Source organism: Catellatospora sp. KI3 (assembly GCF_029948125.1).
GTDB lineage: Bacteria > Actinomycetota > Actinomycetes > Mycobacteriales > Micromonosporaceae > Catellatospora.
The window spans coordinates 232,111-253,368 of sequence record NZ_JASAMB010000003.1 but is presented as its reverse complement, the minus strand read 5'-3'; the positions used below and the strand labels follow the sequence as shown (position 1 = coordinate 253,368).

The 21,258-nt window shown below is 70.2% G+C and carries 14 protein-coding genes; 4 read left to right on the top strand and 10 right to left on the bottom strand.

What is annotated here, in order from left to right:
• The first annotated feature begins 4 nt into the window (after positions 1 to 4).
• Positions 5 to 949: a sugar ABC transporter permease gene (locus tag QEZ54_RS07670; protein WP_281303779.1), complete on the top strand. Its 945-nt coding sequence runs from the start codon at positions 5 to 7 to the stop codon at positions 947 to 949.
• Complete coding sequence (locus QEZ54_RS07665) at positions 946 to 1,842, top strand: carbohydrate ABC transporter permease (protein WP_281303778.1); 897 nt, start codon at positions 946 to 948, stop codon at positions 1,840 to 1,842. The genes QEZ54_RS07670 and QEZ54_RS07665 overlap by 4 nt, the downstream gene beginning before the upstream one ends.
• Positions 1,843 to 2,033: 191 nt before the next feature.
• On the opposite strand, the gene QEZ54_RS07660 is transcribed toward QEZ54_RS07665, so the two are convergent.
• Together QEZ54_RS07660 and QEZ54_RS07655 are read right to left on the bottom strand one after the other, a co-directional pair.
• The gene (locus tag QEZ54_RS07660; RefSeq protein WP_281303777.1) at positions 2,034 to 3,491 is read right to left on the bottom strand and encodes a family 43 glycosylhydrolase; all 1,458 of its coding nucleotides are present in this window, start codon (positions 3,489 to 3,491) and stop codon (positions 2,034 to 2,036) included.
• A 668-nt stretch (positions 3,492 to 4,159) separates the two neighbouring features.
• Positions 4,160 to 5,050 (bottom strand): AraC family transcriptional regulator, encoded by an 891-nt coding sequence (locus QEZ54_RS07655; RefSeq protein ID WP_281303776.1) that lies wholly within the window; start codon positions 5,048 to 5,050, stop codon positions 4,160 to 4,162.
• A gap of 90 nt (positions 5,051 to 5,140) precedes the next feature.
• Here QEZ54_RS07655 and QEZ54_RS07650 point away from each other — a divergent pair, with 90 nt between their 5' ends.
• Together QEZ54_RS07650 and QEZ54_RS07645 are read left to right on the top strand one after the other, a co-directional pair.
• A complete protein-coding gene (locus QEZ54_RS07650; protein ID WP_281303775.1) occupies positions 5,141 to 8,533 on the top strand; it encodes a DUF5107 domain-containing protein in 3,393 nt (1,130 codons plus the stop codon).
• The gene (locus QEZ54_RS07645; protein WP_281303774.1) at positions 8,530 to 10,896 is read left to right on the top strand and encodes a beta-galactosidase; all 2,367 of its coding nucleotides are present in this window, start codon (positions 8,530 to 8,532) and stop codon (positions 10,894 to 10,896) included. Before QEZ54_RS07650 ends, QEZ54_RS07645 begins: the two co-directional genes overlap by 4 nt.
• An 87-nt stretch (positions 10,897 to 10,983) precedes the next feature.
• Here QEZ54_RS07645 and QEZ54_RS07640 read toward each other — a convergent pair whose 3' ends face one another.
• From QEZ54_RS07640 to QEZ54_RS07605, 8 genes are all read right to left on the bottom strand, one after another.
• Positions 10,984 to 13,197: a right-handed parallel beta-helix repeat-containing protein gene (locus tag QEZ54_RS07640; protein ID WP_281303773.1), complete on the bottom strand. Its 2,214-nt coding sequence runs from the start codon at positions 13,195 to 13,197 to the stop codon at positions 10,984 to 10,986.
• A gap of 497 nt (positions 13,198 to 13,694) precedes the next feature.
• Positions 13,695 to 14,459 (bottom strand): cupin domain-containing protein, encoded by a 765-nt coding sequence (locus QEZ54_RS07635; RefSeq protein ID WP_281303772.1) that lies wholly within the window; start codon positions 14,457 to 14,459, stop codon positions 13,695 to 13,697.
• Positions 14,456 to 15,400 carry a PmoA family protein gene (locus QEZ54_RS07630; RefSeq protein ID WP_281303771.1) on the bottom strand — a complete coding sequence of 315 codons (945 nt, stop codon included), beginning with the start codon at positions 15,398 to 15,400 and terminating at the stop codon, positions 14,456 to 14,458. The genes QEZ54_RS07635 and QEZ54_RS07630 overlap by 4 nt, the downstream gene beginning before the upstream one ends.
• Positions 15,397 to 16,497, bottom strand: coding sequence for a Gfo/Idh/MocA family oxidoreductase (locus QEZ54_RS07625; protein ID WP_281303770.1), 1,101 nt, complete (start codon positions 16,495 to 16,497; stop codon positions 15,397 to 15,399). The genes QEZ54_RS07630 and QEZ54_RS07625 overlap by 4 nt, the downstream gene beginning before the upstream one ends.
• Before the next feature lie 91 nt (positions 16,498 to 16,588).
• Entirely contained in the window at positions 16,589 to 17,893 is a 1,305-nt protein-coding gene (locus QEZ54_RS07620) for a sugar ABC transporter substrate-binding protein (RefSeq protein ID WP_281303769.1), read from the bottom strand.
• 77 nt (positions 17,894 to 17,970) lie between these two features.
• A complete protein-coding gene (locus tag QEZ54_RS07615; RefSeq protein ID WP_281303768.1) occupies positions 17,971 to 18,864 on the bottom strand; it encodes a carbohydrate ABC transporter permease in 894 nt (297 codons plus the stop codon).
• The gene (locus QEZ54_RS07610) at positions 18,857 to 19,783 is read right to left on the bottom strand and encodes a sugar ABC transporter permease (protein WP_281303767.1); all 927 of its coding nucleotides are present in this window, start codon (positions 19,781 to 19,783) and stop codon (positions 18,857 to 18,859) included. The genes QEZ54_RS07615 and QEZ54_RS07610 overlap by 8 nt, the downstream gene beginning before the upstream one ends.
• Before the next feature lie 253 nt (positions 19,784 to 20,036).
• Positions 20,037 to 21,104, bottom strand: a complete 1,068-nt coding sequence (locus QEZ54_RS07605; RefSeq protein WP_281303766.1) for a LacI family DNA-binding transcriptional regulator — start codon at positions 21,102 to 21,104, stop codon at positions 20,037 to 20,039.
• Between the last annotated feature and the right edge of the window lie 154 nt (positions 21,105 to 21,258).

Below are 21,258 nucleotides of genomic sequence, written 5' to 3'. Positions count from 1 at the left end.
CGCCATGGCACCGGAAAGGGCGAGACGCGGCAGGCGGAGCTGGAAGCGGTACTCCAGCCGAACGTTCTACCTCTTCGTCTCGCCCTGGATAATCGGTTTCACGCTGCTCACCGCGCTACCGCTCGGATACGCGCTGCTGGTCAGCCTCACCAACTTCAACGGGCGCACCGACCGGTGGCGCTGGATCGGCCTGCGCAACTACCGCGAACTGTTCGGCGACGCCGACGCTGTGGCCAGCCTGGTCCGCACGCTGGCGTACACCGCGATCGCGGTGCCGCTCATGGTCGCCGGCGGGCTCGGTCTGGCGGTCCTGCTCAACCGGCGGCTCAAAGGCGTGGGCCTGTTCCGGACGATCTTCTTCCTGCCGTCGGTCGTTCCCGTGGTCGCCATGGCGATCATGTGGAAGCTGATCCTCAACCGGGATGCCGGCATCCTCAACGCCCTCCTGGAGAAGGTCAGCATCGGTCCGATCGCCTGGCTGGTAGACCCGAACGCCTTCTACGCGCTGATCATCCTCACCCTGTGGGGACTGGGCGGCGGAATGGTGATCATGCTGGCCGCGCTGCAGGGCGTGCCGGCCGAACTGGAAGAGGCGGCGGCCGTCGACGGCGCCAGCCGGTGGCACGTGCTCCGCCACATCACCGTACCGATGATCTCCCCGGCGATCTTCTTCCAGGTCGTGACCGGCGTCATCGCCGCGCTGCAGATCATCATCCAGCCGCTGCTGCTGGCCGAGACGAACCAGGTCGGCTCGGTGGCGCAGGTGCCGCAGAACACCCACCTGTTCATGGTGCAGGTCTACCAGGAGTTCTTCGCCAACAACCGGTACGGCTACGGCTCCGCGATGCTGTGGGTCTTCTTCCTGGTCATCCTGCTCATCACGGTCGTCGTGCAGCGCTCCAGCCGGCTGTGGGTGCACTACGAGGTCGACAGCGAGGCCGACCGATGACGATCACGCAAACGTCCGCGGCTGCCCCAGCCACCGGCACGCCGCCGCACACCGCCCACCGCCGCCGCCGGCGCAGGACCGACGCCGCAGGCGCCTACCTGCTGCTCATGACGCTCGCGGTGCTGTTCGTCGGGCCGTTCGTCTGGCTGGTGCTCGCCGCGGTGAAGACCAAGGCGGAATGGGTGGCCATCCCGGCGGAGGTCCTGCCGGACACGTTCCAGTGGGGCAACTTCACCAGGGCCCTCACGGAGATCAACTTCCCGGCGTACCTGGGCAACTCCCTGTTCCTGTCGTTCCTGTACGCGATCCTGGTGACGATGTCCAGCGCGGCGGTCGGGTTCGGGTTCGCCCGGCTGCGCGGGCACGGCAAACGCCCGCTGTTCCTGCTGCTGCTGTCCACCATGATGCTGCCGCAGATCCTCACCCTCATCCCGACGTACGTGCTGTTCGCTCGGGCGGGGCTGGTCGACACGTACTGGCCCTGGGTGCTGTGGGGCCTGGCCGCCTCACCGTACCTGGTGTTCCTGTTCCGCCAGTTCTTCGCCGCCATCCCCGCCGAGCTGGAAGACGCGGCGGTCATCGACGGCTGCGGGTACGGCCGGATCTTCCTGCAGATCTTCCTGCCGCTGTCGCGGCCGGTGCTGTGGACGGCGTTCCTGCTCTCGTTCACCTGGATCTGGGGCGACTACATCGCACCGGCCCTGTTCCTCGACCCCGACCACACCACGCTGTCGGTCGCCATCGCCGGGTTCTACCGCGACCCGCACGGCAACCCCGACGCCACGGTGCAGGCGGCCGCCGCCGCCCTCTACGTGGTGCCGGTTCTGGCGATCTTCCTGTTCGCCCAGCGCTACTTCATCCGCGGCGTGGTCGGCTCCGGCCTGAAGGGGTGAGCGCCGCCACGCCGCACTGCCCTGTGCCTGCTCGATGCGAGGCCAGGACCCGGGCGGGCGCCGTCTGGCGCCCGCCCTGCCCTGGCGGCGGCAGCGGCCGCCTGGTTCAGGCTGTCGACGGCGTCAGGGCGGGGGTGCGGCCGCCTGTTCGTTGTTCGACACGTTCAGCTCCTTCGCGGGAGGTGGGTGGTTCAGTAGACGTAGGGCCAGCCGGCGGCGTCGTAGCCGATGCGGTTGATGCCGAGCAGCGAGGCGCCGTTGTCGGCGTAGTAGTGGTAGACGAGCTGTTCGCCGTCGGTGTCCTGGAGCACGGCCTGGTGTCCGGGCCCGTGGATCGAGCCGTGGCCGGCCAGGACCTGGGTGCCGCCGCCGCTGGTCAGGGCGGTGCCGTTGCGGTCGGTGTACGGGCCGGTCAGGCTCGCCGACCGGCCGACCATGATCCGGTACGTGCTGGCCGCGCCCTTGCAGCACAAATCGAACGACATCCACAGGTAGTAGTAGCCGCCGTGCTTGACGAGGTAGGGAGCTTCGACGGCGCCGCCCGCGTTCGGGCGTGACACCAGGCTGCGGATCTGCGTGTCGGCGGCCGAGCGCAGACCGGTGGCGTTGTCGAGGCGGATGAGCTTGAGCCCGGACCAGAACGAGCCGAACGTCAGCCACCAGTTGCCGGAGTCGTCGACGGCGAGGTTGGGGTCGATGGCGTTGTAGTTGACCGCGGTCGACGACTCGATCACCAGGCCGCGGTGGGTCCAGGACCCGGACGCGCCGGTGGGCGAGGTCGCCAGGAAGATCGCGGACCGCTGCGAGCCGAAGGTCGAGGCCGAGTAGTACAGCCAGTACTGGCCGTTGCGGTAGGAGATGTCGGGGGCCCACAGGTTGCGGTCGCCGTTGGTGTACGTCGTGGTCCACGACGCCCCGTTGGGCCACACCGCGCCGGCGTTGCGCCACGCGACCCGGTCGGCGGATGTCTTCAGCGACAGGTTGACCCCGGTCGCGGCCAGGATGTACGTGCCGTCGGGCTTCTTCACCACCGTCGGGTCGTGCGTGCCGACGTCCCCGGTGACCCGGCCGGGCTGCGGGTACTGCGCCGGGGGTGTGCCGGGGCTGCCGGTCGGCGACGGAGTGGGGGTGGTCCCACCGCCGACGCGTACGAGTCGGAACTGCTGGTTGACGCCGTTGGTGTCGTCGTACTGGGCGTACCGGGCGCCGTCGGCCGTCGACCACTCCCACAGGTCGAGGGCCTTGCCGCTGTTGCGGTTGATCAGCTGCAGGTAGGTGGAGTCGATGTCCTGCACGGAGAACTGCTGGTTGGTGCCGTTGAGGTCGGCCCACTGCACGACGTTGGCGCCGTTGGCCGTCGAACGCTCGTACACGTCGAGGACCTTGCCGCTGTGCCGCGCGCGCAGCCGGTGGAAGCCGCCGCCGGAGTCGACGAACTGGAACTGCTGGTTGGTCGCGGCGGCGTTCGGGGTGCGCTGCACCAGCGCGGCCCCGTCTGCGGTGGACGAGTCGGCGATCTCCAGCGCCTTGCCGCTGTGCCGGTTGATCAGCTGGTAGTACGCCGTGGGGTCGATCGTCGCGGCGTCGGCGGTCGTCATCACGGCGACCGCACCCCCGCTCGCGACGGCGACGACGGCGGCGATGGTCATGGCTACCCGGACGCGCCTTCGAGGTGGCGTGTCAGTCGTGGGTGCACCGGGCATGGGGGTACCGTCCTCTGCTCGCGGCGGCGCAGCCGCCGAGGTGATGGGGAAGACGACGGAGCACAGCCGACACGTCCTGGCCGGTCCTGAGCAACCGGTCCGGAACGGGGCGATGTCGCACGGCGTGCCCGTCGCAGGTCGTCGACCGCGTCGGTGCAGCGACGCGGGACTACACGTTCGAAGCCCGGTGGCGCCGGGTGATGCCCTGTCCCCGGCGCGTTTCGGCGGTGTTGCGACCAAGGAGATTGTTAGCGTTCACATTGGTGACTGTCAAGCTCCGGCGATCGGCGGCCGTGCGGTTCGGACACCGGTCCACGCCCCCTGGCCAGGCCGCAACGCCGGAATGGCGGAACATCGGATGACGAAAACTTGACGACCGTTGCCGATACTGTTATCAATTGCGCATCGCTGATGCGAGCGCGCCCCATCATCGTCGGCGACGCCGACGACCTGACCTCCTTCGCCCGGACACCCCCGAACACGTTCGCCGACACCGCCCTCGCATCGCTGCCGGGACCTTGTGCAGAAGGCCTCATCGGGCGTATTCGCACCGACGCCTACGGCCACCCTGCGGAACCCCGCTGATGCGCCCCGCGGTTCCCGCCCGGGGCGCCCTACGCCGGTGGGCGAGTGTCGCGTTCGGCCCGGTCGCGGCGCCGGAACTCGCGCGGGTTCATGCCGTTGACGTTGGTGAAGTGGCGCGAGAAGTAGAAGGGATCGGGGTAGCCCACGGCGGCGGCGATCTCGGTTACGCTGCGGTCGGTCATGAGCAGCAGCTGACGCGCCTGGGCCATGCGCAGCCGCTTGACGTACTCGGTGACGGAGAACCCCGTCGCCGTACGGAACCGGGCCGAGAAATGGGACGTGCTGTAGCCGGCCAGGGCAGCCAGCGCGGGCAGGTTCACGGGCGCCGCGAGGTGATCGCGAAGGTGGTCCTTCACCCGGGCGATCGGTTCTCGGGCCACCCACCGGGCGTCGCGTTCGGCAGCCAACTGGGCGAGCAGGTGCCAGGCCGCGCCGGCCGCGGCGGTCAGACTCGCGGCCGTCTCGTCGTGCGCCAGGGCGTCGCAGACGGACTCCGCGAGCGCGAAGGCCTGCAACGGGTCGGCGAGTGGGGCGGTCGGCGCGGCGGCGGTGAGGCCGACGGCGGCGAGCAGGTCGCCGATGTCGCCGCCGGTGAGGTGCAGCCACCAGATCGACCACGGTTCGGCGGCGGCGGCGGCGTAGCTGTGCGGCGTGCCTGCGGGAATGACCAGGAACTCGTTCGGGCCGAGGTCGTGCTTGACACCGGCGAGTTCGCACCAGCCGCCGCCCTCCTCGCACATGATCACAATGGTCTCGCCCGCGCCCGACGGGCGGGACCGGCCGTGGTTCGCCGCGCGGGGGAAGTAGCCGGCGTCGGTGACGAGCAGGTGCGAGGTCGGCGTACGCCGCAACGCCTGGTCCACCAGCAGGCGCGGCAGCACGTGCAGGCGCTGACCTGGGAAGCCGTCGCGCCGGAGCATCGCTCAAGCGTAACGGGAATCAGAGAATCGTCCAGGTTGACCGTCGATCCGTGCATTCTGCGTACGCTGGTGCGGCTCTAGCCTCGGTTCGTGCTGGAGCCTGCCTTCGATCTCCCCCGGCGCCCGCGACACCTGGCGGACGCACCGGTTGCGGCCTGGGCCGCGCCGGTCACCATCCCGACGTACCTGCCGGAGGCGCCGGGCCCGTATCCGGCGTACCTCGAACGGCGGGTCTACCAAGGTTCTTCAGGCCGGGTCTTCCCCCTGCCCTTCCATGACCGGATCCAGGAGTCGCGTGCCGGTCACCGCTGGACGGGGCTGCATCTGGAGAACGCCTACCTGCGCGTACTGGTCCTTCCCGAGCTCGGCGGACGCATACAGCTCGCGGTGGACAAACGCACCGGCTACTCCATGTTCTACGCCAATCCGGTGATCAAACCGGCCCTGGTCGGGCTGGCGGGCCCCTGGGTGGCAGGCGGGGTGGAGTTCAACTGGCCGCAGCATCACCGGCCGACCACCTTCCTGCCTACCGCCTGGGAGGTCGACGAGGCGGCGGGCACCGTCTGGTGCTCCGACCACGACCCGTTCGCCCGCATGAAAGGCATGCACGGCGTGCGGATACGCCCGGACTCGACGCTCATCGAGGTCGAGGTCCGCCTGTTCAATCGCAGCGAGCAGCCGCAGACCTTCCTCTGGTGGGCCAATGCCGCAGCTCGGGTGCACGCCGACTACCAGTCGTTCTTCCCGTCCGACGTGGCGGTGGTCGCCGATCACGCGAAACGGGCCGTCAGCACGTTTCCGACGGCCACGGGCCCGTACTACGGCGTCGACTATCCGAGCCTGAGCCACCTGGACAGCCGACCGGACAGCGCGCACCGGGTGCCGGGCGACCGGCTGGACTGGCCGCGCAACATCCCGGTCCCGACGTCCTACATGTGCCTGGACTCCGGCGGCGACTTCTTCGGCGGCTACGACCACCGTGCCGAAGCCGGCTTCGTCCACTACGCCGACCACCGCTACGCGACCGGAAAGAAGCAGTGGACCTGGGGAGACGCCCCGTTCGGGCATGCCTGGAACCGCAACCTGGCCGATGACGGCGCCCCGTACATCGAGCTGATGGCCGGTGTGTTCACCGACAACCAGCCCGACTTCTCCCACCTCGCGCCCGGCGAGACGAAGACCTTCACCCAGTGCTGGTTCCCGCTGTCGGGCACCGGCCCGGTGGTCGCCGCCACCCGCGACGCGGCCCTGGGCCTGGCGCGCGAGGGCACGCGCACCCTGCTGCACTTCGACGCCACCGGAAGCCTGGGTGCGGTCGAGGTGGTGGTGAACGATCGCCACGGCGGCCGGTTGCACAGCGAGCAGGTGACACTCGGCCCTGACCGCCCGGTCACCGTCACGGTCGACTCGCCCGCGCCGCACTCGGTCGAGGTGCGCCGCGACGGCCGGCCCCTGCTGAGCTGGCAGCGCCCGCCATCGGCAGGCGGCACGCAGGACGCCGAGCCGGCACAGCCCGCACGCGAGCCCGCGCCGCCGGCGCAGATCGCCTCCGTCGAACAGCTGTACCTGACCGGCCGCCATCTGGAGCAGTACCGGCACGCGACACGATCACCGGAGCCGTACTGGCTGGAGGCGCTGAGCCGCGATCCGGGCAATGCCGCCGTGCACACCGCGCTGGCGGCACGGCGCTACGGCCAGGCGCGCTTCGCCGAGGCCGAGGAGCACCTGCGGACCGCCGTGGCCCGGCTGACGGCGCTGAACCCGAACCCGGAGAGCGGCGAAGCGCACTACCTGCTCGGCCTCACCCTCGCCCGCCGCGGCCGCGACGACGAGGCGTACGCGGCATTCGCCAAGGCGACGTGGGTCGCAGGCTGGGCAGGCGCGGGACACCATCAGATGGCGATCATCGACGCCCGCTGCGGCCGCGACGTCCGGGCCGCCGAGCGGGCCGCCGAGGCACTGCGGACCCGGCCTGACCAGTTGCAGGTCCGGGATCTCATGGTGGTGCTGCTGCGCCGGCTGGGCCGCACCGCCGAGGCTGAGCAGCTGCTCACCGAGACCCTGGCGCTGGACCCGGTGGATGTCTGGGCCCTCCATCTGGCCGGCCGCCTCGACGCCGACCGCGGTCACACCGAGGCGCAGACCCTGCTCGACGTCGCCATCGAGAACGCCCGGATCGGCGAGCTGCGCACCGCCAGGAAGCTGCTCGACGAGGCCCGTGCCGCCGACGCCGGTCGCCCGCTGGGTCAGACCGCCTGCGCGGTGCTGGCCGACTACCAGGCCGCGGTGGTCGCCGACGATCTCGGCGACGTCGCGGGCGCGGCCGAGGCGCGGGCCCGCGCCCGCCGCGCGGACCGCACGTGGAATTTCGCCTCCCGCCTGGACGACGTCGCCGCCCTGCAGGCCGCGCTGGCGGCCGACCCGGCCGATGCCACCGCGGCCGCGCTGCTCGGCCACTGGTACTACGCCCACCAGCGGGTCGATGACGCGATCGCGTGCTGGCAGCAGTCGCTGGCCGACGACCCCTCCGATCCTGTGGTGTGGCGCAACCTCGCGCTGGCCGAGTACAACCACCGCGACGATCCGCAGGCTGCCACCACGGCGTACGAGCAGGCGCTGCGGCGGGCACCAGGCGATGCCCGGCTGCTGTCGGAGGCCGACCAGCTGTCCAAGCGCATCGGCGTGGCGGCCGACATCCGCCTCCAGCGGCTCGAGCTGCATCCGGCGGCGGTGACCGAGCGGGACGACCTGGCGGTCGAGTACGCCCAGCTGCTGGTCACGGCCGGCAGAGCCGCCGACGCGCTCGCCGTGCTGGAGAACCGCCGGTTCCAGCCGTGGGAAGGCGGTGAGGGCCAGGTGCTCCGAGCCTGGGAGCGGACCCGCCTGCGCCTGGCAGAGCAGGCGATGGAGCGCGCGGACGCCGCGGCGGCCGTCGCCCACGTCCAGGCGGCGCTGCAGCCGCCGCAGTCCCTGGGCGAGGCTCGCCATCCGCTGGCGAACCCGGCTCGGCTGCTGAACGCCCTCGCAGACGCGCTCTACGCGTCAGGAGACCACGACGGCGCAAGGGTACGCTGGCGGGCGGCTGCCGGGTCCGCGGCCGACTCCACCCCGCCGGCCTGCTGCGACATCACCTACTTCTCGATCCTGGCGGCTCGCCGGCTCGGCGAGCGCGAGCACGCCGACGCGTTGGCGGCCGGGCTCGCGCGGCACGCCGAGCAGCTCGACAGCACACCGGCCGTCGTCGACTACTTCGCCACCTCGCTGCCCTCGCTGACGCTGTTCGACGACCCGCAGCGGCACCGCGACATCACGGTGGCGCTTCTGCGGGGACAGCTCGCGCTGCTCGCCGGTGACGTCGCCATCGCCAGGTGCCACCTCGACGCCGTCCTCGCCGCCGATCCGGCTCACGAGCTGGCGTGCGACCTCACCGACCGGCTCGACGCCGGTGTCCGTACCCGACCGCAACCGCAGGAGTCAGCATGACGATCTCGCCCGGCGCAGCGCCACCGCCTGCCGGGGCGCCGGAGCCGCCGGTGGACCGCAGTGTCCGGCATCGGCCCTGGCCCACCGCCGAACGCGTGGTCGTCGCCGAGACCGCCGGCCAGACATCCGGGCTGGTCGTGACGAACCGCTCCCTGCTGCGGGACGGACGCCGATGGCTTCCCGTCAGCGGCGAGATCCATTTCAGCCGACTTGACCGTCGGCTGTGGCAGCCGGCACTTGAACTGCTGCGGGCCGGCGGGGTCGACCTCGTGTCGACCTACGTCTTCTGGAACCATCATCAGCCCCTGGCCGACCAGGAGCCCGACTTCACCGGCAACCGCGACCTGGCCGCATTCCTGCGGCTGTGCGCCGCGCAGGGGCTACCGGCGATCGTGCGCATCGGACCGTGGTGCCACGGCGAGGTCCGCCACGGCGGCCACCCGGACTGGCTCGTCGCCAGGCACGATGCACTGCGCACCGACTCCGCCGGTTACCTGGCCGACGTGGAGCGCTACTTCCGCAGCCTCGGCCGCGAACTCGGCCCGCTGTGCGCGCCGGCGGGCCCGGTGGTCGCCGTACAGATCGAGAACGAGCTGTACGGCGATCCGCAGCACATCCGCACCCTCAAGGCGGTGGCGAAGGCGGCGGGCATCGAACCGGCCCTGTGGACGGCCACCGGCTGGGGCAACGCGCAGCTTCCGGTCCCCGAGGTGTTCCCGGTGTACTCCGGGTACTCCGAGGGCTTCTGGGTCGACGCCCACGAGGACTGGGACGACTCGTTCCGCTCCCACTTCTTCTTCTGCGACCGGTGGGACGACCCCGGCGTCGGCAAGGACCTCGCCGGTGCGGGCTGGAGCGACGTGCCCGGGTCCAAGCACCCCGACCTGCCACCGGCGACGTGTGAACTCGGGGGCGGCATGGCCGTCGCGTACCACCGCCGACCGGTGCCGTCCGCGCTGGACGTCGCCGCGGTCGGGCATGTCAAGATCGGCAGCGGATCGGTGTGGCAGGGCTACTACATGTACGTCGGCGGCACGAACCCGGAGGCCCCCGACGGGCTGCAAGAGTCACATCACACCGGGTACCCGAACGACACGCCCCGGCTCAACTACGACTTCCACGCCCCGATAGGACGGGACATGCGGGTGCGGGAGAGTTTCCGCCGTCTCGCCCTGCAGCACAGCTTCCTCGAGGCGTTCGGTTCGCGCCTGGCGGGGATGGTGACGACATTCCCCGACCAGAACGGCAGCCCTGAGATCGCCGGCGATCGCCGCCTGCGCTGGTGCCTACGCAGCGACGGCGTCGAGGGTTTCGTCTTCGTCAACAACCATCAGGCGGTCGAGCCGCTACCGGCTGTGCCTGGGGTGCGGTTCGCGGTCTGCCTGGACGACGGTGTGCCGGTGCTGTTCCCGCCGAGAGGCGTCGAGGTGCCGACCGGCGCCCTGTGGTGCCTGCCCGTCGGATTGGCGGTGGGGGCTTTCCGGATCCGCTGGGCCACGGCCACCGTGCTCACCGAACTGGCGGCCGATGACGGCACGCCGATTCTGTTCATGTACGCCCATCCGGGACTGCCTGCCCAGATGAGCGTCGGGAACGGTTCGCCGGCTGAGTGCGATGACCCGCAGTCCGTGATCGACCTCGAGCCGGGCGGTGCGGTCACCACCGTGACGGCGCCGACCGGACAGCGGCTCCATGTCGTCGTGCTCGATTCCGACCAGTCGCTGCGGGTCTGGACCCCGACGGTGTCCGGCCGCCGCCAGGTCGTGCTCAGCGACGCCGAGATCGTGGTCCGTGACGGCGCCCTGCTGGCATTTCCGGAGGCCTCCGGCACCGTGGAGCTGTTCGACACCGGCACGTTGGGCTGGCGTCGGCAGGACCTGTCCGCGGGGCCGCCCTGCGCGCCGGTGGATGTCCGCCTGGTACACGCAGCCTCCGAGCGCTCGCCGATCCGTCGGTCGTTCAACGGGCGTGCCAGCGCGCCCACCCGGGCGGAGGTCGGCGAGCACGGTGCCTGCTACCGGCTGACGGTGCCGTCGGTGCCGGCCGACGCCGAGCGGGTCGTCCTCCGCGTCGACCTGGTCGGTGACGTCGCGCACGTCAACCTGCCCGGCGCGGAGCCGTTCGACGACCTCTTCTGGAGCGGCGAGCCGTGGACGATCGACCTCGGCGGCTTCCGCGGGAGGGACGAGGTCGTGCTCGAGCTTCATGTGACGCCCGTCCGGCTCGACCCGGCCGTCCGGTTGACCCCCCGGGCGCAGCGCCTGGCGAGGCGATGGGGACCGGTCGCCGCGATCCACCATGCCGAGGTCCTGGCCGGCAAGCCGGTCGACATCACCGGCCTGGCCCGCGGAGCGGCGGGGTGACGACCTGCCGGGTCGGCTGAAGGCACGACCGGCGCCGTGCACCTGGGTTGCCTGCCAGGTGCACGGCGCCGGTCGCTCTGGTGCTGATCAGGGCGCTACGGACGTCCTGATGTCGTCGACGACGACGCTGCCGTAGTTGGAGCTGTTGGCGTAGAAGTCGATCTGGGCGACCCCGGGCAGGGCGTTGCGGAAGGTGCTGTTGTCCAGCACGAGGGCGCCGTCGAGGTAGAGGTCGAAGGTCTGGCTGGCGGTGCTGATCACGATCCGCAGGTTGTACCAGCGACCCGGCGTGTACGACCCGACGGTGACCAGCGTCGACCCGGAGTACGCCTGGATGGTGTTCTTCGTCATCGCGAGGCTGACCGCGTTGAGGCCGTTGGCGCCGCGGATGTACGGAATGGCGAAGTAGTCGTTGCCGGAGACGTAGGCGCTCTGGCGCATGACGTTGGCCTCGACGGTCACCGTGCCCACCAGCGGCGTGGCGAAGGTCTGGGAGACGCTCGTGCTGCCGGTGTTGGTCGTGCGGGTCAGCAGCACGCTCTTGTCCGAGGCGCTGGGCACCTCGATCACCGCGACGGAGCCGCCTGCCGCGCTGACGGTCAGGCCGTCGGTCCCGCTGGCGAGCGTCCCGGTGGGCAGGGCGTCGAAGGTGTGCTGCGTGACGTCAGGCGGCACGGTGCCGCCGGCCTGCTCGAAGGCGCCGATGTCGGCGGCGCCGTTGTAGAGCGGGTTGCCCGCGTAGTCCCGTCCGCCGTTGCCGCTGACGGCGGTGCCGGCGTTGACCGCCGGCGAGGTTGCGGACACCTGCAGTTCGTGGGCGGCGGCCAGGGCGGGTCCGGTGGCCGGGGTGCCCCATGGCGCGTTGATCGGTGCGGAGACGAACCGCGGGTCGCCGACCTTGGCGCCGGTGTCGCCGGCCGGCACGCTCAGTGCCGCGCCGCCGTACAGGTTGCGGCTGTAGGTGATGGTCGGGCTGGTCGTCAGGGTGGCGTTTGCCCTGGTGGTGTAGAGGATGTTGTTCGTTATGGCGTAGCGGGAGGCCAGGGAGTCGCCGTAGCCGTAGATGAGGTAGTTGCTCGCGTCGTTGTAGATGGTGTTGTTGTAGACGTTGGCGTTGGCTGCCGCGTCGGAGTGCAGGTAGATCTGGTAGCGGGTGTTGCTGGTGATCACGTTGTAGCGCACTTTGACGTCGCCGAACGCGAACTGGCAGAGCAGGATCCCGTCGCCGTTGTGGTGGATGTAGTTGTACTGGACCACCTGGGCGGTGGTCGCCTTGTCGGTGTCGATGCCGTTGGAGTCGGCGCCGCCCGCCTTCTGCGTGGTGCCGAAGACCTCGTTGAACTGGATGGTGACGTTGTCGGCGAAGTACGTCTCGATGCCGGAGGTGCCGGCGCGGTCGACGATGTTGCGTTCGATGGTGCCGCCGCGTACGTCGGTCATGTAGATGCCGTTGCAGCCGTAGTTCGTGCCGGCCTGGGTGATGTAGTTGTTGCGGATCACGAAGTTGGTGTGGGGCTTGAACTTCGTGTCGCCGGCGTTGGCGCGGCTGCCCCAGCCGGTGGCGACCGCACCGGTGTCGGATCCCGTGTACTGCTTGATCGAGATGCCCGCGAACGAGGTGTTGGCGATCGTCGAGTTCTGGATCACCGCGTTGTTGAGGATCGTCGGCGTGCTGGGGGGCGCGGCGATGTTGGGCACGGTCGTGTCGAAGACGATGCCGCCGGTCTTCTTGGACGCGTCCCAGCCGGTCTTGAAGTTGATGCCGGGGGCGTTGTCGGCGGTGTCTCCGCCGATCCAGTTGACCTGGCCGGTGACGTCGTGCACGTTGACGGCGTCGATCACGAACCCGTCCAGGGTCTGGCTGTTGTCGCCGCTGACGTGGATGCCCCGCAGGTCGCGCAGGTTGGCGCCGGGGGTTCCGGTCGGGGGCACCGTGTTGGTCACCTCGATGTTGCGGATCGTCCAGTACTCCTGGTTGAACAGGCGGACCGCGTCGGCCACGGCGCCGGCGCCGTCGATGCGGGGCTTGGCTCCGGAGTCGTAGGAGTCGATGACGATCGGCGAGCCGGCGGCGCCGGAGCCCTTGGGCCACAGCTGGCCGGTCCACCTGCTGCCGGCCTTGAGCAGGATCCGGTCACCGGATCCGAAGGTCGTCGCGTTCACCTTGCCGAGGCTCTTCCACGGCTGGGCCTGGCTGAGACCGGTGTTGCTGTCGAGGCCGGCTACGGAGTCGACGTAGTAGGTGGTGTTGGCGGCCTGGGCAGGTGCCGCGATGGAGACCGCCAGCCCGCTGACGAGCATGGCGGCGGACGCAAGGAAGCTGAGTGGGCGGAGCCGGGCTGAAGGATGGGACGTGCTCGGCGGTAGAGGGGGCATCGGTGCGCTCCTTGGAGGAGAGTCCAGGTGGGATGGGCTGGGCACCGTCCGTCGCCGGCTGGGCAGGTCGCCGACGGACTTCCGGGACCTCGGACGGAGTAGGCAGCTCCCTCCGAGCCCTCGGAAAACGTATTCCATCACATCGGTCCGCAACATTCAACGACGACTTTTAACCTGATCCATCCAGAACGGAAACCACCAGGTGTTATGGCATCACAGCGAAGCGCAGCCGAAAGCGGCCCACCCGCACGGTTGCCGCAGACCTGACGTCGCGTCAGACCTGCGGCAGCCACACGGATGGGCCGCATCGCCGACCACCGCCCGAACGCGGGCGACCGGATGGACGACACAAGAGGATCAGGGCAGCTCAACGCATTTTCCGCAGCAGCGAACCCGGCGCCGTCAGCGCGGCCGAACCAGGCTCAGGCGGCAGGCTCCTCGGGATAACGCATTCCAGATAGGATCACAGGGCGGGACACGTCATGCGTGAACAGACGACCGCACATGCCCCACCGAGCCGACTCGCTCGGCGGCGACTCCAGGACCATCGAGGTCTCCAGATGGCTCCCGTCGCCGCCCTCCAGCGCGTCGAGGACCTCCTCGGTCTGCCGGGCCTGCTGCTCGACGGCGTCGTGCCACAGTTCCCGCCAGCCCGCCACCCGCGGGCGCACCAGCGCCACCGCGCTGGCGTAGAGCTGCCTGAGGGGCGCGAGGTCGCCCTGCTGCGCGTCGGCCACCAGGCGCAGGAACCCGTCGGCGGCGAGATCTCGGCGCCGCCGCACCGCCTCGTCCAGCTCGTCGGCGCCCGCACCAGCCGGAAGGGCGGCGGCCGCCGCATACCGGACCGGGTCGGCCACCACCTCCGGCGGAAACGTCATCACCGCGTCGCCGGCCTCCGGCAGGCCGGCGTTCTGCATCACCACGACGACCTGCAGGTCGTCGTGGTTGACCGCGCGGTGGATGGTGCCGGGTGTGAACCACACCGTCGAACCGGCCCGCAGCGGAGTCTGCCGGAATCCCGACGCGTCCAGCGTCTGCAGCTCGCCCTCACCACCGATCACGACGTAGGCCTCGGTGGAGGCGGTGTGCAGGTGCGGGGTGCCTCCGGCCAGGCCGTCCGCACACCGACCCGAGTACACCGACAGCCTGGTCACGGAGGTGCCGCCGGGGAAGCCTGGCAGGCTCATGCCGCCACGCTGCCCACCGCCGACACCGTCCGCGTCCGCGCCAAGGCCGAGCGCGCCTGGTCGGCCAGCGCGGTGGTGCCGTCGTCGCCGTGGTCACCCGATGCGACGAGCACGGCATACCGGAAGGTGACCGTCTGTCCTGCGTCGAGCGCCAGTTCCTCGCTGAAGAACGGCGCCGGGCACAGGCAGGCGAACTCCTCGCTGCGGGTGAACCACTGCGGCGGGTGGTGCGGGTTGCCGGCGTCGTCGACCATGACGATGGTCGACGCGCGGCCGGTCTCGTCGTGGCGGCCGCGGAAGGCGAACCAGTCGGCCCGGCTGCCGCGCAGGTCGTCGGCGCCGGTGCCGGCCGGTGACTGGACCGTGCCGCCGGTGAACGACCGCGGACCACGCCAGAACAGGCCGCCGTACCCCGCGTTGTCCCGGCCCTTCGTGGTCGGCGAGCCGATGTCCAGGGTCGCGCCCGACACGTTGGTCATGGCGGTCTGGAAGGTCAGCACCCAGCTGGTGCCGTCCAGGACGGTGGCGGTGAGAGCACGGTGCTCGTCGATGACAGCCTCGCCGTCCTGTGAGATCCAGTCCAGGCGGTGCCCGATGTCGGCCCGCCCGGCCGCTGCCGACAGATCCGTCATCTCGCGGTGCACCGCGCTGCCGTTGTTGTCCAGCTGCACGTAGAAGCTGCCGTGCACGTAGGTCGGACCGCCCCAGAAGTTGTGCTCGCCGACGTGGGGCAGCGACCAGGCGATGCCCTTGTGCCAGACGTGGTCGTGCGGCCGGAACAGCGACACGACGTCGCCGGCCAGGGTGCGGATCGGGTGCAGGTAGGGCTTCGGCGATTCGAGTCGCACCGTGTCCGGCCGGTAGGTGTAGGTGAACAGCGGCCGGTCACCGGTTGACACGGTGACGTCGCGGCCCAGGGCGTGGTCGACGTGGAGGTTCATCGGACGGTCACTGCCTGCCATGGGGTTCCTGTTCCGTTCATCGCCTGGGCGAAGGGGCTGTCGGGGCCGATCTGCCCGCTGTGGACGCGTTCGCCGGTGAACGCGGACGCGTACAGGGCGGCGATGAACTCGACCGTCTGCCTGGTGTCGGCGAGCGTCACCGGCGGCGGCGAACCCGCGTCGAGCGCGTCGTAGACGGCTGCCAGCTGCCCGGCATGGCCGCTGGTTCCGTCGGTGCGAGACAACCGCCACTGTGTCTCGACGTCGGTGTGGCCGGGTGCCGCGGTCACCGTCCAGTCGTCGTCGCGGTAGCCGTAGAGGTGTTCGAGTTCGACGGTGGCGTGTTCGTAGTCGAAGCGCAGTGCCGAGGTCTGCCGGGGCGAGACGACGGAGTTGACGACGGAGGCCACCGTGCCGTCGGCGAAGGTCACCAGTGCCATCGACACGTCTTCGGTCTCGATGCGGCGGGCCCGGCGGGCGGCGACGGCGGTGACCGTCTCCCACGGCCCGAGCACCGAGAGCAGCAGGTCGAACTGGTGGATGCCGTGGCCCATCGTCGGCCCGCCGCCTTCGGTCTCCCACCGTCCGCGCCAGGGGACGTCGAAGTAGGCGTCGTCGCGGTACCACTGCGTCACACAGGTCGCCAGCAGCGAGCGGCCCAGCTGCCCGGCTCGGGCCATGGCCCGCAGCCGCAGCGCCCCGGCGCCGAAGCGGTGCTGGAACACCGTGGCGACGTGGGCACCGGACTGCCGGGCGGCCCCCGCGAGGGTGTCGAGTTCGGCCAGCGACAGGGTCGGGGGCTTCTCCACCAGGACGGTGACGCCGGCCTGCAGGCACTGCAGGGCCAGCGGCGCGTGCGATGCCGGTGGCGTGCACAGGTGGACGAGGTCCACGGGTTCGTCGCGCAGCAGTTCGGTCAGGCTCGCATAGACCTTCGGCACGCCCCAGGCGGCGGCGAAGTCCCGGGCCCGCGCGGGGTCCACGTCGACGACGGCGGCCAGCTCGGCGCGGTCGTCGTGGTCGCGCAGGGCTTGGGCATGGGCGGCGGCGATGCCTCCGGTGCCGACGATCGCCGTGCGGTATCTGGGATGGGACATGACGTCCTGCTGCTCCTTGTCACGTGTGCTTGTTCCCGTGCGGGATCGGGATGCGGGGTGGGCGCGCCGGCCGCGCGCCCACCCCTCGGGGTCAGGCTGCCTTGATCTCTGCCTGCAGCTCGGCGATGAACTTCTCGGCCGCCTGCTGCGGGGTCATCCGCCCGAAGAGGACCTCCTCGGTGTAGCGCTTGAGGATCGCCTCGATCCCGCTGGCCCCGTTGGGCGTCACGCGCGGCGGCTTGCTGACCTTGACGGAGTCGAGGAACTCCGCAGCGGCCTTGTCGGTGGCCGTGAGCTTCGGCGTGATCGCTGCCCGGATCTTGGTGTTGGCGGGCACGCCGCGGTCGGTCAGCAGGATGTCGGCGGCCTGCTGGCTGTTGGCGAGGAAGTCCACGAACAGGGCCGACTCGGCCGGGTGCTTGGACCGCGACGAGACGGACCAGAACATCGACGGCTTGTAGTACGCGCCCGCGGTCTGCGCCTCACCGGGCAGCCGGAGGAGCTTGAGGTTCTTGCCGCTGGCCTTGGCCAGCGAGGTGAGCTGGGTGTTCCACCAGGTGGCGAACACCGAGGTGTTGGTCGCGGTGCCGGACTGGTCGAGGCCGGCTCCGGCGCGCTCGATGCTCACCGACGGGGCCGGTGCGACGCCGTCCTTGGCGAGGTCCGCCAGGTACTGCCAGTAGGCGGCGAGAACCTGCGGCGGGATGGCGACGTCGCCCTTGTCGTCGTAGAGCGACGCGCCGGCCTGGCGGGCCCAGATGTTGACGCCGCCGGCGTCGAAGCCCCACGACTGCACGCCGGTGACCTTGCCGCCGCTGGCCTTGGAGATCTGTCCGCCGATGGTCTTGAGGTCGTCCCAGGTCCAGGTGGCATCGTCGGGGACGGGGATGTTGTACTGGGCCAGCAGGTCGGTGTTGACGACGACGGCGTAGGTGGACAGGCCGACCGGCAGCGCGTACTGCTTGCCGCCGATCTGGCCGGTGCCCAGGGCGTTGGGGTCGAAGTCGGCCGTGGGCAGGTACTTGCTCGCCGTGCCGAGGTCGAGCAGCGCGCCACGCTCGGCGTAGGAGGCCAGGTAGAGCTCGTCCATCTGGATGATGTCGGGCGCGTCGTTGGCGGCGACCGTGGTGGCGAGGCTGTCCCAGTACCCGTTCCAGTCCTTGAACTCGCCCTTGACCGTGATGTTCGGGTGCGCCTTCTGGAACAGGTCGATGACCTGCTGGGTGCGCTGGTGGCGGGCGTCGGAGCCCCACCAGGTGAAGCGGAGGGTGACCGGGTCCTTGGTCAGCTCGCCGGAGGCGTCGCCGCCGCCGCTGCCGCAGGCGGCCAGCGCGGCCGTGGCGGCCAGGGAGACCGCGAGGGCCAGCGCGGCCCGGCGGCTAGGGGTGTATCGCATGAAATGTCCTTCCGAGGGGGAGGTGCGTTCTGCGGGGGTGGGTGGTGCGGGTGAGCAGGTGCTGGAGCAGGGTCTGGTTACTTGATCCCGGTGGTGGCGATGCCCTTGATCAGGAAGCGCTGGCCGATCAGGAACGCCAGGAAGATGGGGATCAGCGAGACCACGCTCATGGCGAACATCGAGCCCCAGGAGGTGGCGACCGTGGAGTCCACGAATGAGCGCAGCGCGACCGGGACGGTGTACATGTCGGGGTCGGTCAGGTAGATCAGCTGGCTGAAGAAGTCGTTCCAGGTCCAGATGAACGTGAAGATGGTGGTGGTGGCCAGGGCCGGCACCATCAGCGGCAGGATGACCCGCAGGAAGATCCGCGGATGCCCCGCACCGTCGATACGGGCGGCCTCGTCGAGCTCGCGGGGCAGGCCGCGGATGAACTGGACCATCAGGAAGACGAAGAACGCATCCGTGGCCAGCATCTTCGGCACGATCAGCGGCAGGAACGTGTTCACCCATCCGATCTGGGAGAACATGATGTACTGCGGCACGATGATCACGTGGATCGGCAGCATGATCGTGCCGAGCATGATCGCGAACCACCAGCGCTTGCCCGTGAAGTCGAGCCGGGCGAAGGCGTAGGCCGCCATCGAGCAGGAGACGAGGTTGCCGATGATGGCGCCGACCACGACGATCGCCGAATTGATCATGTAATGCCCGAACGGCGAGGCGAGCGCCTCCCAGCCCAGGGGGTAGTTCTCGGCCTGCAGGCCGTCCAGGACCAGTCCGGGGCTGCGGAAGATCTCGTCGTTGGGCCGCAGCGAGCTGACCGCCATCCACAGCACCGGGTAGAGCATGATCAGTGCGAGCAGGATGAGGCCGAGGTGCTTGGCCGCCGTGCGCACCGCCGTCCGCCGGTCACGCCTGTCGGCGGCAGGGCGGGTGGAGCGCCTGATCGGGGAAGCGTCGAGGTTAGTCATCGTAGAACACCCAATGCTTGGCGGCCCAGAAGTTGACGGCGGTGAACGCTCCGATGATCACCAGCAGGAGCCAGGCGAGCGCCGAGGCGTACCCCATGTCGAAGTTGTTGAATCCGCGCTGGTAGAGGTAGAGCGTGTAGAACAGGGTCGAGTCGGAGGGCCCGCCGCTGCCGCCGGAGACGACGAACGCCTGCGTGAACGACTGGAACGCGTGGATGATCTGCAGCACCAGGTTGAAGAAGATGATCGGTGACAGCAGCGGCAGGGTGATCTTGCGGAACTGCATCCACCTGGGCGCGCCGTCCACCGACGCCGCCTCGTAGTACATGACCGGGATCTGGCGCAGCCCGGCCAGGAAGATGACCATCGGGGCGCCGAAGGTCCAGACGTTCAGCACCACCAGCGTCGACAGCGCCGTGTCAGGGTCGGAGATCCAGCCTCGGCCCTGCACGCCGATCAGGTCCAGGACCTGGTTGACCATGCCCTCGGCGCCGAAGATCTGCCGCCAGAGCACGGCGATCGCGACGCTGGAGCCCAGCAGCGACGGCAGGTAGAACGCCGAGCGGTAGAACGACATCCCGCGCAGGCCGCGGTCCAGCAGCAACGCCAGCCCCAAGGCGCAGGCCAGCTGCAACGGCACGGAGACCAGCACGTACGTGAACGTGACGCCGAGCGCGTGGTGCAGCCGCTCGTCGGTCAGCATCCGCTCGAAGTTGTCCAGGCCGTTGAACTGCGGCGCTTCGATCAGGTTGTAGTCGGTGAAGCCGAGTCCGAAAGACATGACGATCGGGCCGGCGGTGATGAGCAGCAGCCCGGCGAACCAGGGCAGCAGGAACAGGAAGGCGGCCTTGTTGTCCCGCTTGCGGGCAGAGCCGCCCCTGGAAGCGCGGAGCCGCTGGAGCTCGCTGAGAGCAGTCACGACCCTCCTTCACATGAGCAACGGATGACGCGTCAGCCGAGGTGTGACCTCAGTCGATGCGACGGAACATCACCGGGAAAACGTATTCCGCAGCAGTCTGCATCCCAGCGGACGCGCCGTCAAGTGTTTCCGGCCCATGACCGCGGACCTTCCCCGGACATGCCCTCGACACGGCTGCGGCGAGAGCTCGCCGGACCCGGAGACTACCGTGCGGACATACCTTCTGACCTGGCCAGATCCACGGCCGATGGGGTCAGCTGGTGCGGGTGGTGGTGCTGTCGCGCACGACGAGCGTGCCCAGCACCGTCTCCCGCGTAGGGCCGCCGGCACCCGGACCGGCGGGCGCCTCGGCACCGGAGCGCGGAGCCAGCGCGAGCCGGATCGACTCCGCGCCGATCTCGGCCAGCGGCAGCGCCACGGTGGTCAGCCGCGGCGTGACGTCCACCGCGAGCTGAATGTCGTCGAACCCGGCCACCGAGACCCGGGACGGCACGGCGACCCCGCCCGCCCGGCAGGCCGACAGGGCTCCGACCGCGATGAGGTCGTTGGCCGCGACGATCGCCTCGACCTGGCCCAGCCCCTCCTCGATGAGCCTGGTCGTGGCGTCGAAACCACCCTGGCGGCTCACCTCGCAGTTGACGATGCGCACATCCTGCGCGTCCACGCCGCCCGACAGCAGACCCTCGACGAAGCCCGACGTACGCGCGCTGACGTTGGCCTTGTCCCGCGGCCCGGCGAGGATCACCACCCGCTGGTGGCCGGTCTGCGCCAGGTGCGCGCCCATCGGCCGCGCCGAACCGCGGTCGTCGACGGTGATCGAGTCGAAGGGCATGTCGGTGTTGCCGAAGACCACGACCCGGCCGCCCTGCTGCTCGTAGGCCAGAAGTTCGTCGAGCAGCCGCCCGCCCAGCGCCTTGGCCTCGAACCGGCTCGAGGTCAGGACGAGGGCCTGGGGGCGCAGGGCGCACAGCGTGCGCACCGTCTCGTACTGCCGCTCCGGCGTGCCGCCGGTCGACGAGACGCTGACGAACGACTCCACCGTGCGGGCCTGGCGCTCCATCGCGGCGACCACGATACCGATCGTGGGCGTGGTGAGGTCGTCGGCGACCAGCGCGATCGAGTCGCTCTTGCGCCGCATGGCGCGCGCCGACATGTCGGAGGTGTACCGCAGTTCGGCCGCGGCAGCCAGCACCTTGCGCTCGTACTCGGGGGCGACCGTGCGCGAGCTGCCACCGAGCACCCTCGACGCCGTGGCCACCGACACACCGGCAGCCGCGGCCACGTCGTGCAGCGTGACGGTCGGCCTGGATGGATGCGGCACGCCAACGTTCCTCTCGGACCACACAGCACCTGGAGCCGCCACCGGATGCGGCTGCGGGCCCAAGGATAGCCGTACGCCTGCCGCCGCCCGGGACGCCGGAACTCGGACCGGCGGGAGCCGCGCCTCGCGGCGGACGTCGCTGCACGTGGGCAGC

Coding starts and splice junctions, on each gene's coding strand:
- QEZ54_RS07670 (WP_281303779.1), top strand. CDS start 5: ATGGCACCGGAAAGGGCGAGACGCGGCAGGCGGAGCTGGAAGCGGTAC.
- QEZ54_RS07665 (WP_281303778.1), top strand. CDS start 946: ATGACGATCACGCAAACGTCCGCGGCTGCCCCAGCCACCGGCACGCCG.
- QEZ54_RS07660 (WP_281303777.1), bottom strand. CDS start 3,491: ATGACCATCGCCGCCGTCGTCGCCGTCGCGAGCGGGGGTGCGGTCGCC.
- QEZ54_RS07655 (WP_281303776.1), bottom strand. CDS start 5,050: ATGCTCCGGCGCGACGGCTTCCCAGGTCAGCGCCTGCACGTGCTGCCG.
- QEZ54_RS07645 (WP_281303774.1), top strand. CDS start 8,530: ATGACGATCTCGCCCGGCGCAGCGCCACCGCCTGCCGGGGCGCCGGAG.
- QEZ54_RS07640 (WP_281303773.1), bottom strand. CDS start 13,197: ATGCTCGTCAGCGGGCTGGCGGTCTCCATCGCGGCACCTGCCCAGGCC.
- QEZ54_RS07635 (WP_281303772.1), bottom strand. CDS start 14,459: ATGAGCCTGCCAGGCTTCCCCGGCGGCACCTCCGTGACCAGGCTGTCG.
- QEZ54_RS07630 (WP_281303771.1), bottom strand. CDS start 15,400: ATGAACCTCCACGTCGACCACGCCCTGGGCCGCGACGTCACCGTGTCA.
- QEZ54_RS07625 (WP_281303770.1), bottom strand. CDS start 16,497: ATGTCCCATCCCAGATACCGCACGGCGATCGTCGGCACCGGAGGCATC.
- QEZ54_RS07620 (WP_281303769.1), bottom strand. CDS start 17,893: ATGCGATACACCCCTAGCCGCCGGGCCGCGCTGGCCCTCGCGGTCTCC.
- QEZ54_RS07615 (WP_281303768.1), bottom strand. CDS start 18,864: ATGACTAACCTCGACGCTTCCCCGATCAGGCGCTCCACCCGCCCTGCC.